This window comes from Photobacterium sp. TLY01, from assembly GCF_021432065.1.
Classification (GTDB): domain Bacteria; phylum Pseudomonadota; class Gammaproteobacteria; order Enterobacterales; family Vibrionaceae; genus Photobacterium; species Photobacterium halotolerans_A.
In genome coordinates this window covers 2,001,514-2,026,501 of sequence record NZ_CP090364.1, presented here as the reverse complement: position 1 = coordinate 2,026,501, position 24,988 = coordinate 2,001,514, and the positions used below count along the sequence as shown (strand labels likewise).

The window sequence follows — 24,988 nt, the reverse complement described above, 5'->3', positions numbered from 1 at the left end:
CAAGAATGAAAGCGAACATAAGGGTCAGAAATCATGAAAAAAATTCTTTCAGTTACCGTGTTGGGCGGCTTGCTGAGTGCGTGTGGTGGCAGCGATTCTGATACGCAACAGGCCTATTCAGGGACTTTGCTTGGTACCGTAGACAGTGTGCAGGCTGAACAAGCGACAATGTCGGTGAATGGTCGCAGTCTGGATGTCGCATCGGCCGGTGTGTCTTATCAGGACCAGCCTCTTTTACTGGCGGATGTGGCTTCAGGGATGCAGGTTGAAATCGACAGCGATGATGGCCGGGTGAGTGAGATAGAGCTCGAACCTATCATGAGCGGCGAAGTGACCACAGTCGATGGGCAGTCCATCACGGTCAATGGTCAGGCCGTGCTGCTGGGACAGGTGACGACGAGCGTGCAGGTGGGTGATTTTGCGCTGCTTTTCGCGCAGCCACAGGCCGATGGCAACCTGACCCTGACTGCAGTAAAGGCGATCGATGCGACGGCGATCAGTGAAGTGGAAGGCCGTGTCAGTCAGCTGGATACTTCAGCGCAGACCTTCTCGATCAATGACACAGTGGTGAATTTTGCCGGTGCGGATCTGGATGATGAGCCGTTACAGAATGGGCAGTGGGTAGAAGTGACAGGCGTGTTCGCTGACGGTATTTTCCAGGCTGCCGAGGTTGACACCGAAGACGCGGCAGAAATGGATGGTAAAGCGCTTGAGGGGGTGATCACTTTCGTGAACCGTGAAAAAACAGCCATTGAACTCAATAGCCGTACTGTCGTGACGCTGACAGCAGATACCCGCTACCAAGATGGCGCTCAGTCTGATCTGCTCACCGGTCGCACGGTCGAGGTTGAACTGGTCAATCAGGCAGGTCAGCTGACCGCTCTTGAAGTGGACTTTGAACTGTCTTCTTCTCAGGTCACAACGGATCGGTTCAGCATTGAAGGAACAGCGCAGTATAGGAATGACACCCTGTCAGTGAATGGCGTTGAATTGCTGATGAGCGCAACGGTTCGCCTGGAGGACGGTCTGACGAAAGCCACATTGGACGGGCAGTGGGTCGAACTCGAAGGCAGCTTAGTTGATGGCCAGTATCTGGTGCGAGAAATCGAACCTGAATTGCAGGAAGCGGAAATCAGTCTTCAAGGGCCGGTGTCCGGGAATGCGATCTGGGGTTACGCCGCCTCGGATGCTTCACTGAGTGGTTTTGAGGGCCAATGGGTCGATCTGGCATGTTATTTTGATGGCTCGGCCGTCAGCCAGTGCCGTCTGGATGACTAGGAGGATTCAGCCAGAGAAAATGACCCTGTCACAAGGTTTCGTAAGTGGCTTTATCCTCTGGCAGGCTCAGTCTGGCGGGGGATGATGCGTTTTGAACCCTGCCATGACTAGCATCACTTCGAAATATTGGTTACTCTGCGGAAACGCAAATACAACAGGATAGAAAAATCACCCAATGGAGAGTTTAACTTTACAGCCAATTCAGCGTATTGACGGGGAAGTAAACCTGCCTGGTTCCAAAAGTGTGTCTAACCGGGCACTGTTACTGGCAGCCCTGGCGAACGGCACGACGCGTCTGACGAATCTGCTCGACAGCGACGATATCCGACATATGCTCAATGCTCTCACCAAACTGGGCGTTTCGTATCAGCTTTCAGAAGATAAAACCGTCTGCGAAGTGCAGGGGTTGGGGCAGGCATTTCATGTCGAACAGCCACTTGAGCTGTTTTTGGGTAACGCTGGCACTGCGATGCGTCCGTTAGCGGCAGCATTATGTCTGGGGGCAGGTGAGTATGTCCTGACCGGAGAGCCGCGCATGAAAGAGCGTCCGATTGGCCATTTGGTTGATGCGCTGCGCAGTGCCGGTGCAGAGATTACCTACCTCGAAAATGAAGGCTTTCCGCCACTGAAAATTCAGGGCACCGGCCTCAAAGGCGGTGATGTCGAGATTGATGGCTCTATTTCCAGCCAGTTTCTGACCGCCTTTTTGATGGCAGCACCTCTGGCGTCGGAAGAGACAGTGATCCGTATCAAAGGCGATCTGGTCTCTAAACCTTATATTGATATTACCTTGCACATTATGGCGCAATTTGGGGTACAGGTAGAAAACGACAATTACCAGCGTTTTATCGTCAAAGGCGGCCAGCAGTATCAGGCGCCGGGCGATTTTATGGTCGAAGGCGATGCCTCGTCAGCCTCGTATTTTCTGGCTGCCGCCGCCATCAAAGGCGGTGCTGTGAAAGTCACCGGCATTGGCAAATCCAGTATCCAGGGCGATACCCAGTTTGCTGAAGCACTGGCGGCCATGGGCGCTGAGATTGAGTGGGGTGATAACTATGTCATCGCCCGTCGCGGCACACTTCACGGTGTGGATATGGATTTCAACCATATCCCGGATGCCGCCATGACAATTGCCACAACAGCATTGTTTGCCGAAGGCACGACAGCGATCCGTAATGTCTATAACTGGCGGGTGAAAGAAACGGATCGTTTATCTGCCATGGCAACAGAGCTGCGTAAAGTGGGCGCGACCGTCGAGGAAGGTGAAGATTACATTATTATCACACCGCCGGCGCAACTGCAGCATGCTGCGATTGACACCTACGACGATCACCGCATGGCAATGTGTTTTTCTTTGGTCGCACTGAGTGAAGACACCCCAGTGACGATTAATGACCCGAAATGCACCTCAAAAACGTTCCCGGATTATTTTGACAAACTGGCCGCATTAAGCCATTGATTCACATCCTCTGAACGACACCTGTCACCCAGCTTAAGGCTGGGTGATTTTTTTCCTGTCTTCAAGTGCCTCCGGCGCAAATTTACCGTATAATACGGCCCGCGTTGAAACAGCAAGTTTGCTGAAGGTTTATTAAATTCGGAGAATTCTATGTCTACAAACGCACCAGTGATTACTGTTGATGGGCCAAGTGGAGCCGGTAAAGGAACACTTTGCATGCTGTTGGCAGATAAGCTGGGCTGGAATTTACTGGATTCCGGTGCTATCTACCGTGTACTGGCACTGGCAGCAATTCATCATGGTGTAGAACTGGATTCTGAAGCCGCATTGGTTCCGCTGGCTGCGCATCTGGATGTGCAGTTTATTGCCGAAGGCGAGCTGGTGAAAGTGATTCTGGAAGGGGAAGATGTTTCTTCGACTTTACGCACTGAAGAGGTTGGCAATGCGGCGTCAAAAGTCGCGGCTTTACCCCGGGTGCGCGAAGCCTTATTACGTCGCCAGCGTGCATTTAGCGGAGAGCCTGGCCTGGTCGCGGATGGTCGTGATATGGGGACAGTGGTATTTCCGAACGCTGAAGTGAAAATTTTCCTGGATGCCAGCGCTGAAGAGCGCGCCAAGCGCCGCATGAACCAGTTGCAACAAAAAGGCTTAAGTGTTAAGTTTGACAGTCTTTTAAGCGAAATTCAGGAACGTGATGATCGCGACCGCAACCGAGCTGTTGCGCCATTGCGTCCCGCAGCAGATGCTTTAGTGCTAGACTCTACGCATCTGTCGATTGAGCAAGTGACCGAACAGGCGCTGGCTCACATTGAAGAAAAATTGTCGGCTGAGAAATCAGCCTGATGGTATGTCGGTGTCAAGGAATGATAACTGACTTTGTTTTCAACCCCATGCGGTAGGATACCCATGGTTGTTCATATACTGAAGATTATTTAAATGACTGAATCTTTTGCTCAACTCTTTGAAGAGTCTCTGAAAGAAATCGAAACACGCCCTGGCGCGATCGTTAAAGGTACTGTAGTTGCCATTGAGAACGGTTTCGTTCTGGTTGACGCTGGCCTGAAATCTGAGTCAGCTATTCCTGCTGAGCAGTTCAAAAATGCTGCTGGTGAGCTGGAAATCGAAGTTGGCGTTGAAGTTGACGTAGCTCTGGACGCGATTGAAGACGGTTTCGGTGAAACTCAACTTTCTCGTGAGAAAGCGAAGCGTCACGAAGCTTGGATCCAGCTTGAGAAAGCTTACGAAGATGCTGAAACCGTTATTGGTATCATCAACGGTAAAGTTAAAGGTGGCTTCACTGTTGAGCTGAACGGCATTCGTGCGTTCCTGCCTGGTTCTCTGGTTGACGTTCGTCCAGTACGTGACACTGCTCACCTGGAAGGCAAAGAGCTAGAGTTCAAAGTTATCAAGCTGGACCAGAAGCGCAACAACGTTGTTGTTTCTCGTCGTGCTGTTATCGAATCTGAAAACAGCGTTGAGCGTGATGAGCTGCTGGCTTCTCTGCAAGAAGGCATGGAAGTGAAAGGTATCGTTAAGAACCTGACTGACTACGGCGCATTCGTAGATCTGGGCGGTGTTGACGGCCTGCTGCACATCACTGACATGGCTTGGAAACGCGTTAAGCATCCATCAGAAATCGTTAATGTTGGTGACGAAATCAACGTTAAAGTTCTGAAGTTCGACCGTGAGCGTACTCGCGTATCTCTGGGTCTGAAACAACTGGGTGAAGATCCATGGGTTGCTATCGCTAAGCGTTACCCAGAAGGCACTAAGCTGTCTGGTCGCGTAACGAACCTGACTGACTACGGCTGCTTCGTTGAAATCGAAGAAGGCGTTGAAGGCCTGGTACACGTGTCTGAAATGGACTGGACCAACAAGAACATCCACCCATCTAAAGTGGTTAACGTGGGTGACGAAGTTGAAGTTATGGTTCTGGACATCGACGAAGAACGTCGTCGTATCAGCCTGGGTCTGAAGCAATGTAAAGCGAATCCTTGGCAGCAGTTCGCTGAAGCACAAGCGAAAGGCGACCGTGTAACTGGTAAGATCAAGTCTATCACTGACTTCGGTATCTTCATCGGTCTGGACGGTGGCATCGACGGTCTGGTTCACCTGTCTGACATTTCTTGGAATGTTGCAGGCGAAGACGCTGTTCGTGACTTCAAGAAAGGCGACGAGATTTCAGCAGTTGTTCTGGCTGTTGATGCTGAGCGTGAGCGCATCTCTCTGGGCGTTAAGCAAATCGAAGAAGACCCGTTCAACAGCTTCGTAGCTCTGAACAAGAAAGGTACTCTGGTTAACGGTAAAGTAATTGCTGTTGATGCGAAAGGCGCAACCATTGAGCTGGCTGAAGGCGTAGAAGGTTACCTGCGTGCATCTGAAGCTTCTCGTGACCGCGTAGAAGACGCAACTCTGGTTCTGTCTGAAGGCGATTCAGTTGAAGCGAAGTTCACCGGTGTTGACCGTAAGAACCGCGTTATCAACCTGTCTGTACGTGCGAAAGACGAAGACGAAGAGCAAGAAGCAATGGCTAGCCTGAACCAGCAGGACGAATCTGCATTCGGTAATGCTATGGCTGACGCGTTTAAAGCGGCTAAAGGCGAATAATTTGCCCCAAGGGGGGAAGCATTTTCCCCCTTAACGGTTATACTATTGAGAAACATACTAAAAACGGGGTGATTATGACAAAGTCTGAATTGATCGAACGGCTGTGCAGCCAACAAACTCATCTCTCTGCCAAACAGGTAGAAGATGCGATCAAGGAAATCCTTGAGCATATGGCAACAACCCTTGCTGAAGGGGACCGCATTGAAATCCGTGGCTTTGGTAGTTTCTCTTTGCATTACCGCGCACCGCGCGTAGGGCGTAACCCGAAAACCGGTGATAAAGTGGAATTGGACGGCAAGTACGTTCCTCACTTTAAACCGGGTAAAGAGTTACGTGACCGCGTGAATGCACCGAATGCAGGATAATCGTATTTAGCTCGAAAAAACGGCATGCTGAAAGTATGCCGTTTTTTTATGTCTGTTGATCATGGTCTGATGAGTCGTTTTACTGCATAATCTAATCATCAAGTTTTTGATCTAGTGAGAGGATTCACGATGAAAATAGTAGGCATTATTATCTTGATAGCGTGTTTTTTATTAACGCTGGCGCTGGGTGCGCAGAATCAGGTGATGGTTGACTTCGATTTTCTGATTGCCAAAGGACAATTTCAGTTATCTACGCTGTTAGGCGCGACCTTCGGTATCGGATTTGCAATTGGTTGGTTGATTTGTGGCTCTATGTATCTGAAAGCCCGCTTTACGAAAAATCGTTTAACGAAGAAAGTCGCTAAACAAGAAAAAGAACTAGAGCAGTTGCGTTCTGTAGAGACCGCCAAGGAATAATCACTTCATGCTAGAGCTGTTGTTTCTGTTACTTCCTATTGCTGCAGCATATGGCTGGTACATGGGTAACAGAAGCGCGAGTAATAAGCGGCAGGAAAAGTCTCATCACCTGTCACGTCAATATGTGACAGGCCTGAACCTGCTGCTCTCTGATCAGTCTGATAAAGCTGTTGACCTGTTTATTGAACTATTACAGGTTGACAGTGAAACGATAGATACTCACCTTGCCCTGGGGAACCTGTTCCGTAGCCGGGGTGAAGTTGATCGCGCCATCCGTATTCACCAGAACCTGATTGCCCGCCCGAACCTGACGATTGATCAACGTAACCTGGCATTGCAGCAATTGGCTAAAGACTATATGGCTGCCGGCTTCTTTGACCGTGCCGAAAAAATTTTTGAACAGTTGCTCGATGAACCGGATCACAGAGAAGGGGCGTTGCAACAGTTGCTGACGATTTATCAGCAAACCCGGGAATGGGACAACGCGATCGAAATGGCCAGCCAACTGGTTAAAATGGGCAAAAATAAGCTCAGACACGATATCGCACATTACTGGTGTGAGCTGGCCATGCTGGAGCTGAGCGCGCATAATTCAGAAAAAGCTAAACAACTGCTGAAGAAAGCACTGTCTGCCGACAAACATTGTGTACGGGCCTCAATCAGTACCGCCCGGATTCTTATTGCTGAAAAAAATTATAAATCTGCTGCTCAGCAGTTGGAAAAAGTCGCCGAACAGGATGTGGATTACATCAGTGAAACCCTGCCGATGCTCTTGGAGTGCTATGAAGCGACGAACAATGAGGATGGTTGGATCAAGTATCTTCATCATTGTGTAGACAACCATGCCGGGGCGACTGCGGAACTCATGCTTGCGGATGAAATTGCGCGTCATGAGGGCGCGATTATGGCACAAACCTTCATGACGCGTCAGTTGCTGAAGAATCCGACGATGAAAGGCTTCTATCAGCTGATGGATTATCATCTGGATGAAGCAGAAGAAGGCCGGGCCAAAGACAGTTTGACCACACTGCGCAGTCTGGTTGGTGAACAGTTAAAAATGAAGCCACACTATCGTTGCGGGAAGTGCGGTTTTGAAAGTCATTCACTGTACTGGCAGTGCCCGTCCTGTAAAGGGTGGGGGGCCGTTAAACCCATCCGAGGGCTGGATGGGGAGTAATGACGAAAAAGAGTATGAATTTTGAAAGGGCTGATCACTGTGTGTGATGGCCCTTTCTTTCGAATATAGCAATGCAGAACAGAAGTCTAGGAGAGAGAATGTTAGACCCAAAAGTGATTGTGGCACTGGATTATCCGACTCAGGATGCGGCTTTGGCCTTTGTTGACCGTATTGAGCCAGGCAGTTGCCGACTGAAAGTAGGCAAAGAAATGTTTACTTTGTTTGGGCCGGACTTTGTGCGTCAGCTACATGACAAAGGCCATTCCGTCTTTTTGGATCTTAAGTTTCACGATATCCCGAATACTTGTTCCCGTGCGGTGAAGGCGGCGGCGGATCTGGGTGTCTGGATGGTAAATGTGCACGCCAGTGGTGGTGAGCGAATGATGACCGCATCTCGTGAGATCCTGGAACCTTATGGTAAAGACAGGCCGCTGCTGATTGCTGTCACAGTCCTGACCAGCATGGAAGCGCAGGATCTGGCCGGAGTGGGTATCTCTTGCTCACCAGAAGAACATGTCCTGAATCTTGCCACGCTGACCAAGAACAGTGGGTTGGATGGTGTGGTCTGTTCAGCGCAGGAAGCGAATATGCTGAAGGCAAACCTGGGTGCAGAGTTTAAGTTGGTGACGCCTGGGATCCGCCCTGCCGGCAGTGCCGCGGGTGATCAGCGCCGCGTCATGACGCCAGCAGAAGCAGTGAAAGCCGGATCAGATTATCTGGTTATTGGTCGTCCAATTACTCAGGCTGACGATCCGGCAGCAGTGCTGGCCGAGATTAACCGCTCTCTTCAGGTGTAATTCCCCCATCTCATTGGCTGCCTCTGGCTCTTCAGACAGAGGCAGTTCTGCTTGATTGTGTCATTTCCGCACCGGCGGGCTTTGCTAACATGACACCGTACCCCTTGTGTACGCTGAGTCACTCACCGATGACACATGTCTCGTTTGGGGCACATACACTGGCATAGTTGATTGTCTTATCTAATAGAGCGCTTTATTGATCTGAGGGCGTGATCAGAAACAGCGTGGTTCGGCGTTATTTTTTACAGCACTTTGCCAAGATGTTTCTTACACTTTTACTTGTAAGAACAACAAGATGATAAAGCCGTATGGAGCATGTGCTGGATTGGCAATCTCCACTCTGGCGGTTAGGGGTTGCCGTGTTGTTGGGGGCAATCGTTGGCTTACAGCGTGGCTGGGTCACCCGTAATCAACAAGAAGGGCAGCGTGTTGCTGGCATTCGAACCTACTCACTGGTCGGCTTGCTGGGAGGGCTGATCGGTCTCCTGGCCGGCATTTATTCAGCCGTGATTCTGGGGTTTGCCCTAGTGGCGTTAAGCGCGGTGATCACCATTGCGTATCTGTCCAGCCAGCGGTTAGCTGTCAATCTGAGCATTACTGGCCTGATTGGTATTTTGCTGACGTTTCTACTGGGATGTCTGGCGGTGAGTGGCGAGCCTGTTGTCGCCGTATCAGCCGCTGTCGTCACGGCGATTATTCTGGATATGAAGCAAGAGCTCCATGCCGCCATTGCCAAGGTGCAGGAGTATGAACTGGATGCAGCCCTCAGGTTGTTGCTGATATCAGTTGTCTTGTTGCCGTTGCTGCCTAATGAAGGCTTTGGTCCCTGGAAAGCCATTAATCCGTTTGAGATATGGTGGATGGTGGTGCTCATCGCGGCCATTTCATTCGTCGGCTATTTTGCCATCAGAATTGGCGGGCCGCGGAAAGGGATTTTATTTACCAGTTTATTTGCCGGTTTGAGTTCTTCAACCGCCCTGACGCTGCAATTTTCGAATTTATCTAAGCAGGAGACTGCGCTGTCCCCTTTGCTGGCGAGCGGAATCCTGATCAGCTGCGGCACTATGTTTCCGCGGATTCTCTTCCTGTGCTCAGTGATTAACGCCCGGCTGGTGGCGATTGTTGCCGTCCCTATGGCGCTCATGATGGTGTGCTTTTATCTTCCGGCAATTTGGGTCTGGCTGAAAAACCCGATGGCAGGGTATCAGGCACCTCAGGTGAAACGCAGCCCTCTTGCTTTACCTTCCGCATTAGCTTTTGGTGTTGTGCTGCTGGTGATTGTCGTACTGGCTCAGGCGCTGCAGGAATGGTTTGGTAATACGGGTACTTATGTATTGTCGGCCGTGTCAGGGATTACCGATGTGGATGCGATTACACTGGCGCTTGGGCGGCAAAGCCAAAACCAGCTCAGTCTCCAGACCGCTGGCTTTGCGATTGTCCTTGCCGCATGTGTCAACAGCCTGGTGAAAATGCTGATGGCCTGTTTTGCCGGCAGCCGGACATTGGCCAGCTACGTGGTACTGCCTGTGGTGATATCACTGTGTGCGGCAGCACTCTGGGCCTGGCTGGCTTTTCGTTAAACGTGAATCTTCGCTGAGCGGCTGCTGGTACGGGTGCTGCGATCGTGCGACGGTGCTGTAAAGTGACTGTCCAGCAGTTTCTGTGTCAGAGGGTGCTGGGGTGCACTGAACACATCCTGTGTTGCGCCTTGTTCTACCACTTCTCCTTTCTGCATCACCATCAGCTTATCGCTGAAATGTTTAATCACGCCCATATGCTGAGATACATAGATGTACGACAGCCCCATCTCCTGCTGGAGATCGAGCAGCAGGTTAATGATCTGCGAGCGTACCGACATATCCAGGCCGTTGAGTGCTTCATCAGCCACGATAATACAAGGCTGCAAAATCAGCGCTCGAGCCAGTGATACCCGCTGTTTCTGACCGGTTGCCAGCATTTGCGGGTAGAAGTAGGCGTGTTCCGGCAGCAAACCCACGCGCAGTAAGGTCGCTTTGATCCGACTCTCACGCTCCTGCGGCGTCATGCTGGTGTTACGTTTCAGCGGCCCTTCGAGAATCTGACCAATTTGAATTCTGGGATTCAGCGAGGTATTCGGATCCTGAAAGATCATGCGGATCAGCTTACAGCGGGTCTTGTAATCCTCGAAAGCCAAAGGTTCATCGTTGACTCTGATTTCACCACCAGACGGTGCGACAACCCCTGCCAGCATCTTCGCCAGCGTCGATTTACCGGAACCGTTTTCTCCGATCAGCGCCAGGGTTTCACCTACCTCCAGGTTAAACGAAACCGGTTTGACGGCTTCTGTGCTGCGGCGGCGAAAAAAGCCGGAACGATGGTGGTATTCCTTTCTCAGGTCGGTCACTTCCAACAGGGCACTCATGATTTAGGCTCCGGCATGTTCAGAGGGAAATGGCAGTTGTATTTATGGTTTTTCACTTTTTTACGCTTGGGGATTTCCACGCATTTACGTTGCGCATAGGGGCAGCGTGGTCCCAGTCGGCAACCAATCGGCAAATGCTGCAATGGCGGGATCGAGCCGGGCAGGGTGGTGAGTTTGCTCTTATGCGGAATATCCTGGCTGAAATCAGGCATGGCCTGCAGCAAGGCGACGGTATAGGGGTGATGTGGTGTTGTCAGTAACTGCTTACGACTGCCGGATTCCACCGCCTGACCACAGTACATCACTGTGATACGGTCAGCCCATTGGGTGACCGTGGTCAGATCATGGCTGACCAGCAGGATGGTGGTGTTATTGAGCTGGTTCATCCGACTCAGTAACCGGAAAATCTGCGCCTGTGTGATGGGGTCCAGATCATTGGTTGGCTCATCGGCAATCAGTAACCGTGGCCGGTTGGCAATGGCCATTGCGATCATGATTTTCTGGCATTCGCCGTCAGTCAGCTGATAGGGATAGCTGCTCATCACCCGTTTATGGTCTTTGATGCCAACTTTGTGCAGCAGGGCAATCGCCTGTTTCTGGCGCCAGTGGAAGCGCTGCCAGAAGGTGCCATTGAAAGAGCTGCGCGGAATGGCTTCTTCCAATTGCTGACCGACATGCTCAGAAGGGTCAAGACAGGAAGAGGGTTCCTGAAAGATCATCGCAATTTCGCGGCCCACCACTTTGCGGCGTTCACGCGGAGACAGGGCCTGGAGATCAATATCGCCAAGGCGTAAGCGGTCGGCACTGACCCGCCAGTTGTCTTTGGTGACACCGGCGATGGCCTTCGCGACTAGGCTTTTACCTGAGCCCGATTCGCCAACCAGTCCGCGTATCTCACCTTCGTTCAGTGTCAGGCTCATGCGCTCCACGGCTTTGACCATGCCCTGAGGCGTTTCAATTTCAATGGTGAGGTTTCGTATATCGAGCAGTGGCATCAGTCGACTCCTGCATTAATTGCCTGACGGAGACCTTCTCCTACTAAGTTTACCACTAAGATGCTGAAGGTGATGGCCAGGCCGGGCAGGGTCACTGTCCAGGGCGCCAGATAGATTAATTCGATGGAATCACCCAGCATGGCGCCCCATTCCGGTGACGGAGACTGCGCCCCCAGCCCCAGAAAGCCCAGCGCCGCGATATCTATCATGGCAATCGAGATTGCCCGGGTCAGCTCGCTGATAATCACAGGCTGAATATTCGGCAAAATCGAGTAGTACAGCAGATAAAAACTGTTCGCACCGTCTAACCGCGCTGCAATGATGTACTCTTTTTCCATCTCATCGTGGACAGCAGAGTAAATTGCGCGGATAAAACGCGGGATCAGCGCCAGCCAGATCGCCAGCAGAATACTGGTCATGCCGGTACCCATGTAGGCAATGATGATAATGGCCAGCAGCAGAGAGGGGATAGACAACACAGTATCAAGTACGTGGTTCAGGATACTGGATTTGAGTCCGCGGGTCATACCTGCCAGTACGCCAATGACGATGCCCAGGATCGCCGAAGCCAGCGCCACGAGCAGCGCGTAGCCAAAGGTCAGCTGGCTTCCCAGCAGAATCCGGGTGAAGAGATCGCGACCCAGATCATCGGTGCCGAAGAAAAATTCCACATGGCCGCTGGCGTCCCAGGAGGGCGGCATCAGAAACTCGCCCACTTGCTCTCCCGGCCCGTAGGCAACCATTAACGGGGCGAAGATCGTTATCAGCAGCAGGAAACCAAGGCACCATAACCCAAACACCGCCAGTGAATTCGCCTGATAATTTTGCCAGGCGCGTTCCCATTGCGTCGGAATCTTATGTTCCTGATAAATATTATTTGATGGCATACCATTCCTTACGGGTCAGTGGGTTCACCATGGCACCCGCCAGGTCAGAAAGAATGTTCGCGAACAGAATGAATCCGCCAACCGTAATCACACCTGCCTGAATCGCCACGTAATTTTGTGTGGCAATGGCGTCCAGCAACCAGCGGCCTATGCCGGGCCAGTTGAAAATGGACTCAGTTAACATGGCAAAGGTCATCATGGTCGAAAACTGCATCCCCAGTTTGGGGATGATGGGCGGAATGGCATTTTTCAGGGCATGGCGGATGATGATCTCCCACATGGACAGCCCTTTGGTTTGCGCCACTTTGATGAAGTTTTGCTGCATGACATCGGCCACTGAGGCGCGGGTCAGGCGTATGACTTCTGTGGTGGGCGCAATGGCCAGCACTAAGGTTGGTAAAACCAAATGGCGGATGACATCGATCAGCGCGGCGGAGCGGTAGCTCACGTCTGACAGAAATACATCGATCAGGGCAAAGCCGGTCACGGAATCAATCTGGTAGAGCAAGTTGTAGCGTCCGGCAACAGGCAGCCAGCCCAGCTTGAGCGAGAACAGCATAATAAACAGCATGGCCAGCCAGAATAGCGGCAGAGAATAACCCACCAGTGTCAGGGATGAGATACAGGTATCCACCCAGCGCCCGCGCTTAATACCTGCCAGTGTGCCAAGCGGGATACCCACAATCAGCGACAAAATAAAGGCGAAAAAACACAGCTCCAGTGTGGCCGGGAACACCTGGAGAATCTCAGACAGAATCGGTTGTCCTTGCTGATTCAGGCCGAGGTTGCCCACCATCAGGTTGTCGAGATAGAGCAGCCAGCCAGGCCAGAAGTCATGAAGATTCCAATAGCTGGATGGCTCAATACGTAAAATGCTGTAACCGATTAAGGTCAGAATAAACAGCGTAATCAGAAACAGATTCAGCCGGCGAATGGTATAGATAAACATCTGTTATTCGCTCCGGTACACATTAGAGAATGAACGAGTCCCGAACGGACTCAGATGTAGTCCGTGCAGAGACTGATGGTGGATCTGGTAATGGATACCGTGAGCGAGCGGAATAACCGGCACTTCTTCGCGCAAGATTTCCTGGGCGTACTGGTAGTAATCCATCCGTTGATCCAGCTGAGTGGTGCGCGAGGCCAGCTCAAGCAGGTTATCAAACTGAAGGTTGCACCAGTTGGCGACATTCAGGCCAGCCTGTTTGGCGCTGCACGACAGCAGCGGGCGCAGGAAGTTATCCGGATCGCCATTATCTGCCACCCAGCCGGTCAGCGTCAGATCGATGCCTTTCTGGGCCACCGAACCTGGCCGAAGCGGTCTGTCCTGTAACAGTAAGGTCACATCTACCCCCACGGCCCGTAAGTCAGCCTGAATTAACTCTGCTGTCTTGCGTGGGCTTGGGTTATAAGGTCTGGGTTCCATCGGGACAGCAAGAATCAGGTGCAGGTTATTGCTATAGCCTGCTTCTTTGAGCAGTGCAATGGCTGTATCCGGGTCATAATTGACCTCTGCCAGATGGTCATCATGCGCCCAGGACATGGGCGGCAGCAATGTTTTGGCTTTGGTGCCCGTACCGTAGTAGACAGAATCGAGCAGGTTTTCGCGGTTAATGGCCAGATTGAGCGCCTGACGTACCCGGACATCCTGCAAAGCGGGCACATTATTGTTGATGGCCAGAAAAGCAACGTTCATGGCGGTCTGGGCGATCAGTTCAAAGTCCGGGTTACTTTTAATCACAGGCAACTGGCTGGCAACCGGAGAGGAGAGCACATCACACTCATGATTGAGCAGCTTGGCCAGTGAGCCGGTACCACGGGACGAAATGTCAAACACCACCTGATTCATAAAAGGTGCGCCACGCCAGTAAAAAGCATGGCGTTTCAGCCGGATCAAATCATGCGGATGGTATTCAGCCAGATAGAAGGGACCGGTGCCGACCGGTTTGGTATCAATGTCATCAGGATGCCCTTCCCGCAGCAGTTGATCAGCATATTCTGCCGAATGAATGGCCGTATACGAACTCGACAGGGTTGATAAAAAGGCATTGTCGGGCCGCGAAAGCGTGAATTTCACTGTGTGGGCATCCAGGATATCAATGCTGTCAATCAGCTGGTCAAATGACTGGCTTTCAAACCAGGGATAATGTCCCCCAGAGACAGAATGATAAGGATGTTTGGGATCGATGACCCGCTTAAAGCTGAAGACCACGTCTTCGGCATTAAAGTGCCGGGTGGGGGTGAAATTCGCGGTTTGCTGAAAGCGTACATCTTTTCTGAGCGTGAAGGTGTACTCAAGCCCGTCCTCACTGACACGCCAACTGCTGGCAAGTGCAGGTTGTGGCAGATGACTGATCGGATCAAGCTGAAGCAAACGGTCGAAAACCTGAGCGGCCAGACTGTCTGCGGTATGTCCGCCATCGGTTAACTGCGGGTTAAAGGTCCAGGGAGTATCCTGACCACAATAAATAAACCCCCATTGGCGAATGGTGTTATCGTGTTGTGGCTGTGAACAGGCCGTCAAACCCAGCAATCCGGCACAGGTGAGCAGCAATCGGAAACAGGCGTTCATAACAACGCTCTTATCTAAATGGTGTCGAGAAAAAACAAGTGGCTAAATTTACCACTTTCCGTGCCAAGCACCAAGGTATCTCCTTCAATATCCAGTGTGTTTTTATCCGAAGGTCCTTTTTCTATTCTTCCTGGCTACTGCCGACCATATGATGTTTGCGCAGTAAGCCCCTGAGTTGATGGTAGCTTAATCCCAACAGTTGTGCGGCTTTTCGCTGGTTGTATTTGGCTTGTGCCAGGGCATGATTGATGAGCGCAATTTCCTGCTCGGTTTGATACTGACGCAAATCCAGTGGTAGCTCAGGCTGGGTATTCATTGACTGAGCATTGCTTTCTGTATCGCTGTTTTCTTGGTTTCGGGCATGACCCGACCAGGGGGACTCAAATGGGTCCAGCACAATATTCTGGATTGGAAGATCTTCATTTGACTGGCGGAACACAGATCGCTCGACGGTATTTTTCAGCTCTCTGACGTTACCGGGCCATTGATAAGTCATCAAAGTACGCTGGGCCTGCGAACTGAATCCGGCAAAATAGCCAAATCCCATCTCCCGGCACATGCGCACGGCATAGTATTCAGCCAGTGGTAAAATGTCTTCCTGGCGTTCACGAAGCGGCGGCAGATGGATGATATCGAAGGCCAGTCTGTCCAGCAGATCGGCTCTGAACTTACCTGCTGCAGCCATTGCCGGCAGATCCGCATTGGTGGCGCAAATCAAACGGACATTGGCCTGACAGGTTTTGCTGCCTCCCACCCGTTCGTATTCCCCGTATTCAATCACCCGCAGCAGTTTTTCCTGAATCCCCATCGGCGAGGTGGCCAGTTCATCGAGAAACAGTGTGCCGCCTTCCGCCCGCTCGAACCTGCCCTGGTGGCGGCCTTTGGCGCCAGTAAAGGCGCCGGCTTCATGGCCGAATAACTCAGAGTCTATGATGCCTTCACTCAGTGCAGCACAGTTTAACGACACCAGGGGCTGGTCCCAGCGTTTTGACAGATAGTGGATTCGCTGAGCTATCAGCTCTTTGCCTGTCCCGCGTTCACCAAGAATCAGTAAAGGGCGCTCAAGCGGCGCCAGACGGGATGCATGATCCAAGGCCGCAAGAAAGGGTTCAGATTCACCGATCAGATTGTCTGTTTTTTGCATCAGGTTACCCGTTTCTGTGTAGAGAATGATTATGCCCAACGGGCGCGAGTTGGCCGAGAAGCACAATACTGGTGTGGTGAATTTCACCAACTCTTGGTGTAAACACTTATAAGATAGCAGCGAGTATCTGTGTCTGCAAAGGTAAATGTCTGAAATTACGGCTTTTTAAAAGTTGGCACGGCTCTTGTAATGAACGTTACAGGCAGATTGCTATCTGGTCATTGACATAACACAATGCTTGCAACCCGACAGGTGTGGTTGCAGCCATGAAAGGAGAGACATCATGGGTATTTTTTCTCGCTTTGCGGACATTGTAAACGCCAACGTGAATTCACTGTTGGACAAAGCTGAAGACCCGCAAAAAATGATCCGCCTGATCATTCAGGAAATGGAAGACACGCTGGTTGAAGTCCGTACCTCTTCGGCCAAAGCGATGGCAGATAAAAAAGAGCTGCATCGCCGGATTAACAGTCTGCAGTCACAGTCTGAAGACTGGCAGAACAAAGCCACACTGGCGCTGCAGAAGAATCGTGAAGATCTGGCACGCGCGGCACTGATTGAAAAACAAAAAATCAGCGATGTCGTCCTGACGTTGCAGGAAGAATATAAGCTGGTGGATGAGACCATCGAAAAACTGGCCACCGAAGTGGCTGAACTGGAGCGTAAGCTGCAGGAAACCCGCGCCCGTCAGCAAAGTCTGGTCGTTCGTCATCAGGCGGCTGACAATCGTCGTGAAGTTCGCCGTCAGCTCGATACCGGTAAAGTGGAAGAAGCCATGTCTAAGTTCGAGCAGTACGAACGCCGGATCGATGAAATGGAAGCGGAAGCAGACAGCTATAATATAGGCCGGGGCAAAAGCCTGGAGCAGGAATTCGCGGATCTGCAGGCGCAGGATGACATTGAAAAAGAGCTGGCGCGTCTGAAAGCCGGTATGAAAGACAAAGAATAACGTCTCAGAAGGAGAATGTGCATGTCCATGGGATTCATTGTAGGGCCGTTGATTGTCTTTCTGGTGTTTGTTGCGCCACTGTGGCTGATTTTGCACTACCGCAGTAAGCGTCAGACGGCGCAGGGGCTGTCAGGTGAAGAGACTGACAAATTACAAGGGCTGGTGGTCCGCGCTGAGCAAATGCAGCAGCGCATTGTGACCCTGGAAAAAATACTCGATGCAGAAGCGCCGCACTGGAGGCAGAAGCCATGACGAAAACCTTATACCGTGATCCGAAGAACGGGAAGCTGGGCGGGGTCTGCGCCGGGATTGCCGAATACTTCGGGGTGGAGGCCTGGGTCGTGCGTATTCTGACTGTCTCTGCCTTTCTGCTGGGGATTGGTTTTTTTGTGACGCTGGCTTATATCGCAGCTTGTCTGTTTCTCGACAAGATGCCGGAAGAGCGCCAGATTCAGCAGCATGCTTATAAAGAGCACACGGTGAAACAGAAACCCTGGCAGTCGGGACAGTCGCCTTCGCAGCTCCTGGATAATATCGAACATGAATTTGATGAGATGGAAGGCAAGCTCCGCGACATGGAAGCCTATGTCACCTCATCGGCATTCAATGTAGAAAAAGCGTTCAAACAGCTTTAATTGATCGGTCAAGTGTTACGAAAAGCAGGCGGTGGCCTGCTTTTCTGTTGCGTATCAGCCAATAACAACGAAAAGGGCAGGATATGATTCATTTGGGGCAAGAGCTCAACAAACTGGTAAACCGTGGCCTGGACAGGCATGTGCGTCTGGCGGTGACAGGATTGTCCCGGGCCGGTAAAACGGCATTTATTACCTCGCTGGTGAATCAGCTGCAGCATGTCAGTACCAATCCCCGGCTGCCGCTGTTCCCGGCCGTCAGTGACGGTTATCTGCTCGGGGCCCGTCGTGTCCCGCAGGTTGATATGCACGTGCCGGCTTTTGGTTACGAAGAAGGCATGCAGGCTTTACTGCAATCGCCCCCGCATTGGCCGGAACCGACCCGGGATGTCAGCCAGATCCGTATGGCACTGCGTTTCAAACCGCAGAAAGGTCCGTTAAAACTGCTGCAGGATACTGCGACCCTGTATCTGGATATCATCGATTATCCCGGTGAGTGGTTGTTAGATTTGCCGCTGCTGGAAATGGATTACCTGGTCTGGTCAAAACAGCAGGCCCGTTTGATGACCGGCCGCCGCCAACAATTGGCCAGTGACTGGCTGGCCGCGGGCGAGACGCTGGACCCCTTCGCGCCGGCTGATGAACAAGCACTGGCTCGCCTGGCGGCTGCTTTCACCGATTATTTGTTCAAGTGTAAAGCGGAAGCCGGGTTGCACTGGGTTCAGCCGGGACGCTTTGTCTTACCCGGTGAACTGGCCGGGGCACCTGTGTTGCAGTTTTTTCCGTTTCTGTGGCTGGACAAATACACCGAAGCACAGTTAAACGAAGCAGGTGACGACACCAATATCGGCATGCTGAAACGCCGTTACAAGTATTATCAGCAGCACGTAGTGAAAGGCTTTTACCGGGAGCACTTTTCCCGTTTCGACCGACAGATCATTCTGGTCGATTGCCTGCAGCCACTCAATGCCGGTCGTGAATCATTTAATGATATGCGCCATGCACTTAATCAACTGATGCAGAGCTTTCATTACGGCAGAAGCTCCTTGCTGCGCCGCTTGTTTTCACCCCGTATCGATAAAGTGCTGTTTGCGGCGACCAAGGCTGATCACATTACGCCGGAGCAACATCCGAATCTGGTCAGTCTGTTACAGCAAATGGTTAATGAAGCCTGGCAAACGGCTTCCTTTGAGGGCATTCACATGAGCTGTACCAGCCTGGCCGCCATTCAGGCCACCGAGCCGGGCTTTGTGGATCATCAGGGCAAACAGGTGCCGGCACTGCGGGGGCACACCTTGTCAGGACAGGCACAAACAGTGTTTCCCGGCGAAGTCCCTCGCAGGTTGCCGGATGATGCCTTCTGGCAGGCGCAGGGCTTCGACTTTGTCAGCTTCCGCCCGCTGCCACAACAGAGCGACGAACCGCTGCCGCACATTCGTATGGATAAAACCTTATCATTTTTGCTGGGAGATAAGCTGCGATGACCAAGCCATATCAAAGCAAAATCGTATTTGATGAGAAAGAAACCAAGCCGTCAGGTCCGGATCTGAAAAGCCGGCTGGAATTTGCCGATCAGGAGAGTTTTTTGCCTGCAGCGCCTGAAGAAGAATCAGACAGTCAAGCAGAAGCACAATTGGAGCAAACCCTGGGCAAATCGTCTTCCCGGCGGCGCTGGCTGAAAACATTAGTGCTGGGCGGCATCGGTCTGACGGTGTGGCAGAGCGTTGACTATCTTGTTACTGCCTATCAGAGCGGCGACTGGCTGTCGCTGGGCTGGAGTGTGCTGGTGGCCTCGGTGGCTGCAACCGGTATTGGTGTAATTGGCCGGGAATGGCTCAGGTTGCGCCGCCTCAAAGATCGTCAGACAGAACGCGAGCAAGCCGAACTGTTACTGGCTGCCGAGGGGATCGGGCAGGGGAAAGCGTTTTGTATCCGGCTGGCCAAGCAAGGCGGGATCTCGGCCGAGAACCCGGGTTACAGCCGCTGGCAGGCGTCTTTGGCGGCCACGCACAATGATGCGGAAGTGTTGGCCATGTATGACCAGCTGGTGCTCAGTCAGCAGGACAAACAGGCCAAAAAGCTGGTGGTGAAATATGCGCGGGAAGCCGCTCTGATGGTCGCGGTCAGCCCGTTAGCGCTTGCGGATGTTTTACTGGTCGCCTGGCGGAATTTTCGTCTGATTGATCAAATAGCGGCGGTCTATGGCATTGAGCTGGGTTACTGGTCGCGGATTCAGTTGTTCAAGCTGGTATTGAAAAATATGGCCATCGCCGGTGCCAGCGAGCTGATCACCGACAGCAGCATGGATATCTTGTCTGTGCATCTTGCCGGTCGATTGTCGGCCAGGGCGGCGCAAGGCCTGGGTGTGGGCCTGTTGACGGGCCGTCTGGGCCTGAAAGCGATCAATCTGATGCGCCCTTTGCCCTGGCAGCCGGATCAAGCGCCAGCGCTGAGCGATATTCGCCGTGATTTGCTCAGCCGGTTGGGCGGTGATAAAGCAGAAAAACCCGCAGACTGATACCCGGAAATACAACGACCAGCCATAAAACGCTGGTCGTTTTTTATCCGATTCACGGCACTCAGGAACAAAAAGTATTTTCTGCTGCCATTTCATCACGATATAGCTCTCACCTTCATGCATTGCCGTCTTGACGACACACCGACTTCCGCGCACACTTCTTTTCGTGTCACGAATTGTTGACAGTTTTGTCTGGAGCGAAAAGGCAACCCCTATGAGACTACAAGTCTTTTGTGTCGATCGGCTTGGGATGACCCGTGAACTGCTGGATATTCTGGCGAGCCGGGAACTGGATCTGCGGGGGATCGAAATCGACCGCAGCGGTATTATCTATCTCAATTGTCCGGAAATCGAATTTGAAGAATTTCGTCAGTTGATGTTTCAAATCCGTCAGTTAGACGGCGTGACGGATGTTCGTAAAATACAGTTCATGCCAAGTGAGCGTGAACATAAAGAGTTGAAAGCGCTGCTGGAAGCTCTGCCCGATCCTTTTTTCTCTGTGAATCTGCAGGGCAAAATCGATCTGGCTAATCAGCCGGCAGAGCAGTTGTTAGGCAAAACCCGAGAAGCTGTTCTGGGTGAAACCGTCCACAGTGTTTTGGGATTCAACTTCCATCGCTGGCTGGAAAAAGACAGCGCCAAGCATTATAGCGAAATGGTGGTCTTGTCGGGCCTGGATTATCTGATGGAAGTCATGCCGGTCTATGTGGCCGATGAATCCGATAATGAAGTGCTGGCCAGTGCGGTGATTTTGCTGAAATCCCTGTCGGAGGCCAAAATGCCGCTGGCGATGCGCAAGATCAGCGGTGACAATGGCTTTGAACACCTGGTCGGGCAGTCCTCCCGTTTCCGCCATTTGATTGCGCAGGCGAAAAAACTGGCCCTGCTCGATGCACCTTTGCTGATTCAGGGGGAAACCGGCACAGGTAAAGAAATGCTGGCCAGAGCCTGCCATCAACGCTCTCTGCGTCGGGAAAACCCTTTCCTGTTGGTCAACTGCGTATCCATGCCGGACAACGCCGCAGAAACGGAACTGTTCGGGGTCGCCGGAACCGGTGGCGAACCCGGTAAGAAAGGTATTTTCGAGCAGGCCAATGGTGGTACGGTGTTCCTGTATGAGATTGGCGAGATGTCCGCTCATTTGCAGGTGAAGCTGTTACGTTTTCTGCAGGACGGCACTTTCCGCCGGGTGGGAGAAGAGAAAGAAGTGCGGGTTGATGTCCGGGTGATCTGCTCAACGCAGAAGCGATTGCCGGATCTGGTCGCTGCGGGGCAATTTCGTGAAGATTTGTATTACCGTCTGAATGTGCTTTCGCTGGTGGTTCCGCCGTTGCGGGAGCGGGCGGCAGATATTGTGCCACTGGCTGAGCTCTTCGTGTCTCAGTTTGCCCAAGAGCTGCAGCAGGCAAAACCTGTGATGTCAGACAAACTGTCTCAGATGCTGAGTCAGTATGCATGGCCCGGCAACATCCGCCAGCTGCGCAATGTTCTGTTTCGCGCCATGACGCAACTTGAAAGCACTGAAATGACGGTGGACGATATTCAGTTGCCAGAAAATGAATCGGCCAGTGTGATCAGTGAAGAGACACTGGATGGCTCACTGGATGACATTATGAAGCGTTATGAAACCGGTATTCTGACAAACCTGTACCGGAGTTACCCTTCTACGCGTAAATTAGCAAAACGATTAGGGGTGTCTCATACCGCGGTGGCAAATAAATTACGGGAATACGGTATCAGCAAACCCTGACCTGTGTCCGTCCTGTGCCATGTGAATCACACTGGGTGACCACTGAGTGGCTGGAGTTGGGGCTGGATGTGGCCTTGTTCTAACGCACGTAAAAGGTTGATTAAATCCAGCCCGAACCGACAGCTGATCCTCGGATTTTGGCAGAGCACGCGATGGCAGGGGATGAGGATCGGAATAGGATTCACATTCTTTGCCAGTGCCACAGCCTGGTGAGCGTGTTTGTTACCGAGCTGGGCAGCCAGTTCCTGGCAAGTGCGTGTTTCACCGTAAGGGATGGCCTGAATCGCTTGCCAGACCTGATGCTGAAAGGCGGTCCCATCGGGCGCTAAGGGCAGTGAAAATTGCTGACGCTGGCCTTCGAGGTATTGCTGAAGCTGAAGGGTGTACGCTTGCAATTTTTTCGGGTCATGAATCCAGCAGGGGGGAGGCTGATAACCGCCACTGGCAATGGTGAGCAGTTTGAGCCCCTGATTGTCGGCTTGCAGATAAATCAGACCAAGCTCAGTGTTGATCAGGTCGTAGTACATCATTGCCTTCACCGGTCAGAGAGTTTTAACGGCTACCTTTAGTCAGGCACAGGGGGGCACCTCATGCCGGTAGCGCTAAAGTGAAAGTATAGTATGCAGAGGTCAGCTTGTTTCATTCAATCATGCAGCGTTCATCAACATTGAAAGTTGATGGACTGACAGTGCGTCTGGTGACAAATAAAGATGCGCGTCAAATTGCGTCCTATTATCAGCGCAATAAACAGTTTCTTCAGCCCTGGGAACCGCTCCGGGATCCGGCTTTCTTTACTGTGGAAGGCTGGGAGCGCCGTTTGACCCAACTGGCAGAACTTCATAAACACCAATTGGCGTATTATTTTGTTATCTTCACTGAAGGCTCTGAAGAAGTCTGTGGTGTCATTAATTTCAGTAACCTGGTGCGTCACCCTTTTTACGCCTGCCATGTGGGTTATTCGCTCGATGAAAAATGTCAGGGTAAAGGCATCATGCGGCGGGCGCTCAATGCCGCGATACGCTGGATGTTCGATGTGCAGCAATTTCATCGGGTGATGGCAGCTTACATACCCCGCAACAAGCGCAGTGCAGCCGTTCTGAAATCGGCAGGTTTTGAACAGGAAGGGGTTGCCCGTGAGTACCTGTTGATCAATGGGCGCTGGGAAGATCATATCCTGACGGCCCGGATTAACCCGGACTGGTCTCAACCGTCGCAGTAACGGTTTTTGGTCACAGGCGGTGCGTCAAAGAGGCTGAGTTGCTCTCGGGTATTGACGCTTGGTGGGGCTGGTCAAGCGAAAATAAAAAAGCTTGCGGTTACTGTATGCTCAGGACCGCAAGCTTTTTTCGTTTTAGTGCGTCGCCGTTTCAGTGCGTCACGCTGATGTATCAGTCGACTGTCAGGATACGCATGTTGTTGGTGCTGCCGACAGTGTCCATGATGTCACCTTGGGTGATAATCACCAAGTCGCCGGATTTCAACAGATTCAGCTCTTTCAGATCGTGAATTGCATGTTTGGCAACATCCAGACCCGCATCACCGGCACGGTCGAAATACACAGGGGTGACCCCACGATACAGTGCAGCACGATTGAGTGTCTGCTCATTGCGAGACAACGCAAAGATGGGCAGGCCGGATGAAATACGCGACATCATCAGCGGTGTACGACCGGATTCAGTCAGTGTGATCATGGCCGTCACGCCGACCATGTGGTTGGCGGCATACATGGTGGACATCGCAATGGTTTCTTCCGGGGTATCAAAGGTGCGGTCCATGCGGTGAGAAGACACGTTCACGCTGTGTTCTTTCTCTGCACCCAGGCACACGCTGGCCATCGCTTTGACGGTCTCAATCGGATAATCACCTGCTGCTGTCTCAGCAGAAAGCATGACTGCATCCGTACCGTCGAGGACGGCGTTCGCCACATCCATGACCTCAGCACGGGTTGGCATCGGGCTGGTGATCATAGATTCCATCATCTGAGTGGCCGTGATAACGGTGCGGTTCAGGCTGCGGGCACGGCGGATCAGTTTCTTCTGAACGCCAATCAGTTCCGGGTCACCAATTTCCACACCCAGATCCCCACGGGCCACCATCACAGCATCTGAGGCCATAATAATATCGTCCATGGCTTCTTCGCTGGCAACGGCTTCTGCACGCTCCACTTTAGCGACCAGGCGGGCATTCAGGCCGGCATCGGTCGCCAGGCGGCGCGCATAGTGCATGTCTTCGCCGTTGCGGGGAAATGAAACCGCCAGATAATCCACATTCATGGCCGCTGCCGTGATGATATCGGCTTTGTCTTTTTCCGTCAGGGCTTCGGCAGACAGACCGCCGCCTTTTTTGTTGATACCTTTATTATTGGATAACGGGCCGCCAACCGTTACTTTCGTGTGGACTTTGTTGCCTTCAACATGGGTCACTTCAAGCTGCACGCGGCCATCATCAAGCAGCAGCAAGTCGCCAGGGCTGACATCTTTCGGCAATTCTTTATAGTCCAGACCAACCGCCTGCTGATTGCCTTCACCTTTCGGCAAGTCGCTGTCGAGGGTGAAAGAGTCTCCTATCGCCAGCTTGATTTTGCTGTCTTTAAATGTAGAAATTCGGATTTTCGGGCCTTGCAGGTCGCCAAGGATAGCGACGTGGCGGCCAAGTCTGGCTGCGATTTCACGGACTTGTTTGGTGCGCTGAATGTGATCGTCAGGGCTGCCGTGCGAAAAGTTCATGCGTACCACGTTGGCGCCGGCCGCAATAATGGCTTCGAGGTTGTTGTCGCGATCGGTAGCAGGGCCGAGAGTCGTTACGATTTTGGTACGTCTTAACCTTTGAGACATGAAGCTCTCCATATAGTCGAAAGGATACGATGGGATGGGTTCTAACTTGGGTATATAGTGTTAGCATTATCTGTAATTATATTACAGGTGCTTGTCGTAAAAAGGCGACATAGGACAATGAATTGACGATTTTGTCATCCGTGTTGGTCGTTTTCATTCTCACCTAAGCGGCTATTATTGTCCGTTTTAAACGCTGAGGGAATACT

The 24,988-nt window shown here is 52.0% G+C and carries 24 protein-coding genes; 16 read left to right on the top strand and 8 right to left on the bottom strand.

Annotation, left to right across the window (positions count from 1 at the left end; all coding sequences use genetic code 11):
- Positions 1 to 33 precede the first annotated feature (33 nt).
- From LN341_RS09675 to LN341_RS09635, 9 genes are all read left to right on the top strand, one after another.
- The gene (locus LN341_RS09675; protein WP_234203175.1) at positions 34 to 1,278 is read left to right on the top strand and encodes a DUF5666 domain-containing protein; all 1,245 of its coding nucleotides are present in this window, start codon (positions 34 to 36) and stop codon (positions 1,276 to 1,278) included.
- Positions 1,279 to 1,453: 175 nt separating this feature from the next.
- Positions 1,454 to 2,737 (top strand): 3-phosphoshikimate 1-carboxyvinyltransferase, encoded by a 1,284-nt coding sequence (aroA, locus tag LN341_RS09670; RefSeq protein ID WP_234203174.1) that lies wholly within the window; start codon positions 1,454 to 1,456, stop codon positions 2,735 to 2,737.
- A 150-nt stretch (positions 2,738 to 2,887) separates the two neighbouring features.
- Positions 2,888 to 3,580 (top strand): (d)CMP kinase, encoded by a 693-nt coding sequence (cmk, locus tag LN341_RS09665; RefSeq protein WP_234203173.1) that lies wholly within the window; start codon positions 2,888 to 2,890, stop codon positions 3,578 to 3,580.
- 93 nt (positions 3,581 to 3,673) lie between these two features.
- Positions 3,674 to 5,344, top strand: coding sequence for a 30S ribosomal protein S1 (rpsA, locus tag LN341_RS09660; RefSeq protein WP_046219695.1), 1,671 nt, complete (start codon positions 3,674 to 3,676; stop codon positions 5,342 to 5,344).
- Positions 5,345 to 5,418: 74 nt separating this feature from the next.
- Positions 5,419 to 5,709 (top strand): integration host factor subunit beta, encoded by a 291-nt coding sequence (ihfB, locus tag LN341_RS09655; RefSeq protein ID WP_027253366.1) that lies wholly within the window; start codon positions 5,419 to 5,421, stop codon positions 5,707 to 5,709.
- 129 nt (positions 5,710 to 5,838) lie between these two features.
- On the top strand, positions 5,839 to 6,126 hold the full coding sequence (locus tag LN341_RS09650) for a LapA family protein (RefSeq protein ID WP_046219696.1): 288 nt from the start codon (positions 5,839 to 5,841) through the stop codon (positions 6,124 to 6,126).
- Positions 6,127 to 6,133: 7 nt separating this feature from the next.
- The gene (gene lapB, locus LN341_RS09645) at positions 6,134 to 7,303 is read left to right on the top strand and encodes a lipopolysaccharide assembly protein LapB (protein ID WP_046219697.1); all 1,170 of its coding nucleotides are present in this window, start codon (positions 6,134 to 6,136) and stop codon (positions 7,301 to 7,303) included.
- 98 nt (positions 7,304 to 7,401) lie between these two features.
- The gene (gene pyrF, locus LN341_RS09640; RefSeq protein ID WP_046219698.1) at positions 7,402 to 8,100 is read left to right on the top strand and encodes an orotidine-5'-phosphate decarboxylase; all 699 of its coding nucleotides are present in this window, start codon (positions 7,402 to 7,404) and stop codon (positions 8,098 to 8,100) included.
- Between the two features lie 308 nt (positions 8,101 to 8,408).
- The gene (locus LN341_RS09635; protein ID WP_046219699.1) at positions 8,409 to 9,680 is read left to right on the top strand and encodes an MgtC/SapB family protein; all 1,272 of its coding nucleotides are present in this window, start codon (positions 8,409 to 8,411) and stop codon (positions 9,678 to 9,680) included.
- Here LN341_RS09635 and LN341_RS09630 read toward each other — a convergent pair.
- The 6 genes from LN341_RS09630 to pspF all read right to left on the bottom strand — a co-directional run bounded on the left by LN341_RS09630 (position 9,677) and on the right by pspF (position 16,099).
- The gene (locus tag LN341_RS09630; RefSeq protein ID WP_046219700.1) at positions 9,677 to 10,501 is read right to left on the bottom strand and encodes an ATP-binding cassette domain-containing protein; all 825 of its coding nucleotides are present in this window, start codon (positions 10,499 to 10,501) and stop codon (positions 9,677 to 9,679) included. The two genes, LN341_RS09635 and LN341_RS09630, sit on opposite strands and share 4 nt — an antisense overlap.
- On the bottom strand, positions 10,498 to 11,496 hold the full coding sequence (locus tag LN341_RS09625) for an oligopeptide/dipeptide ABC transporter ATP-binding protein (RefSeq protein WP_046219701.1): 999 nt from the start codon (positions 11,494 to 11,496) through the stop codon (positions 10,498 to 10,500). The genes LN341_RS09630 and LN341_RS09625 overlap by 4 nt, the downstream gene beginning before the upstream one ends.
- The gene (sapC, locus tag LN341_RS09620; RefSeq protein WP_027253359.1) at positions 11,496 to 12,383 is read right to left on the bottom strand and encodes a putrescine export ABC transporter permease SapC; all 888 of its coding nucleotides are present in this window, start codon (positions 12,381 to 12,383) and stop codon (positions 11,496 to 11,498) included. The genes LN341_RS09625 and sapC overlap by 1 nt, the downstream gene beginning before the upstream one ends.
- Complete coding sequence (locus LN341_RS09615; RefSeq protein WP_046219702.1) at positions 12,370 to 13,332, bottom strand: ABC transporter permease subunit; 963 nt, start codon at positions 13,330 to 13,332, stop codon at positions 12,370 to 12,372. The genes sapC and LN341_RS09615 overlap by 14 nt, the downstream gene beginning before the upstream one ends.
- A gap of 3 nt (positions 13,333 to 13,335) precedes the next feature.
- Positions 13,336 to 14,955: an ABC transporter substrate-binding protein SapA gene (gene sapA, locus LN341_RS09610; RefSeq protein WP_046219703.1), complete on the bottom strand. Its 1,620-nt coding sequence runs from the start codon at positions 14,953 to 14,955 to the stop codon at positions 13,336 to 13,338.
- A gap of 121 nt (positions 14,956 to 15,076) precedes the next feature.
- Positions 15,077 to 16,099: a phage shock protein operon transcriptional activator gene (gene pspF / locus LN341_RS09605; RefSeq protein WP_234203172.1), complete on the bottom strand. Its 1,023-nt coding sequence runs from the start codon at positions 16,097 to 16,099 to the stop codon at positions 15,077 to 15,079.
- Positions 16,100 to 16,382: 283 nt separating this feature from the next.
- Between pspF and pspA the strand changes: the two genes are divergently transcribed.
- From pspA to tyrR, 6 genes are all read left to right on the top strand, one after another.
- On the top strand, positions 16,383 to 17,048 hold the full coding sequence (gene pspA, locus LN341_RS09600; protein ID WP_234203171.1) for a phage shock protein PspA: 666 nt from the start codon (positions 16,383 to 16,385) through the stop codon (positions 17,046 to 17,048).
- Between the two features lie 21 nt (positions 17,049 to 17,069).
- Positions 17,070 to 17,300 carry an envelope stress response membrane protein PspB gene (gene pspB, locus LN341_RS09595; protein WP_046219706.1) on the top strand — a complete coding sequence of 77 codons (231 nt, stop codon included), beginning with the start codon at positions 17,070 to 17,072 and terminating at the stop codon, positions 17,298 to 17,300.
- Positions 17,297 to 17,683: an envelope stress response membrane protein PspC gene (gene pspC / locus LN341_RS09590; RefSeq protein ID WP_027253353.1), complete on the top strand. Its 387-nt coding sequence runs from the start codon at positions 17,297 to 17,299 to the stop codon at positions 17,681 to 17,683. Before pspB ends, pspC begins: the two co-directional genes overlap by 4 nt.
- A gap of 83 nt (positions 17,684 to 17,766) precedes the next feature.
- A complete protein-coding gene (locus LN341_RS09585) occupies positions 17,767 to 19,164 on the top strand; it encodes a YcjX family protein (RefSeq protein WP_234203170.1) in 1,398 nt (465 codons plus the stop codon).
- The gene (locus LN341_RS09580; RefSeq protein ID WP_234203169.1) at positions 19,161 to 20,198 is read left to right on the top strand and encodes a YcjF family protein; all 1,038 of its coding nucleotides are present in this window, start codon (positions 19,161 to 19,163) and stop codon (positions 20,196 to 20,198) included. The genes LN341_RS09585 and LN341_RS09580 overlap by 4 nt, the downstream gene beginning before the upstream one ends.
- 214 nt (positions 20,199 to 20,412) lie before the next feature.
- Positions 20,413 to 21,948, top strand: coding sequence for a transcriptional regulator TyrR (gene tyrR, locus LN341_RS09575; RefSeq protein WP_046219709.1), 1,536 nt, complete (start codon positions 20,413 to 20,415; stop codon positions 21,946 to 21,948).
- A gap of 26 nt (positions 21,949 to 21,974) precedes the next feature.
- Here tyrR and LN341_RS09570 read toward each other — a convergent pair whose 3' ends face one another.
- Positions 21,975 to 22,478, bottom strand: coding sequence for a methylated-DNA--[protein]-cysteine S-methyltransferase (locus LN341_RS09570; RefSeq protein ID WP_234203168.1), 504 nt, complete (start codon positions 22,476 to 22,478; stop codon positions 21,975 to 21,977).
- A gap of 104 nt (positions 22,479 to 22,582) precedes the next feature.
- Here LN341_RS09570 and rimJ point away from each other — a divergent pair, with 104 nt between their 5' ends.
- Positions 22,583 to 23,167 (top strand): ribosomal protein S5-alanine N-acetyltransferase, encoded by a 585-nt coding sequence (rimJ, locus tag LN341_RS09565; RefSeq protein WP_082095685.1) that lies wholly within the window; start codon positions 22,583 to 22,585, stop codon positions 23,165 to 23,167.
- 169 nt (positions 23,168 to 23,336) lie between these two features.
- On the opposite strand, the gene pyk is transcribed toward rimJ, so the two are convergent.
- A complete protein-coding gene (gene pyk / locus LN341_RS09560) occupies positions 23,337 to 24,782 on the bottom strand; it encodes a pyruvate kinase (RefSeq protein ID WP_046219712.1) in 1,446 nt (481 codons plus the stop codon).
- Positions 24,783 to 24,988 lie beyond the last annotated feature (206 nt).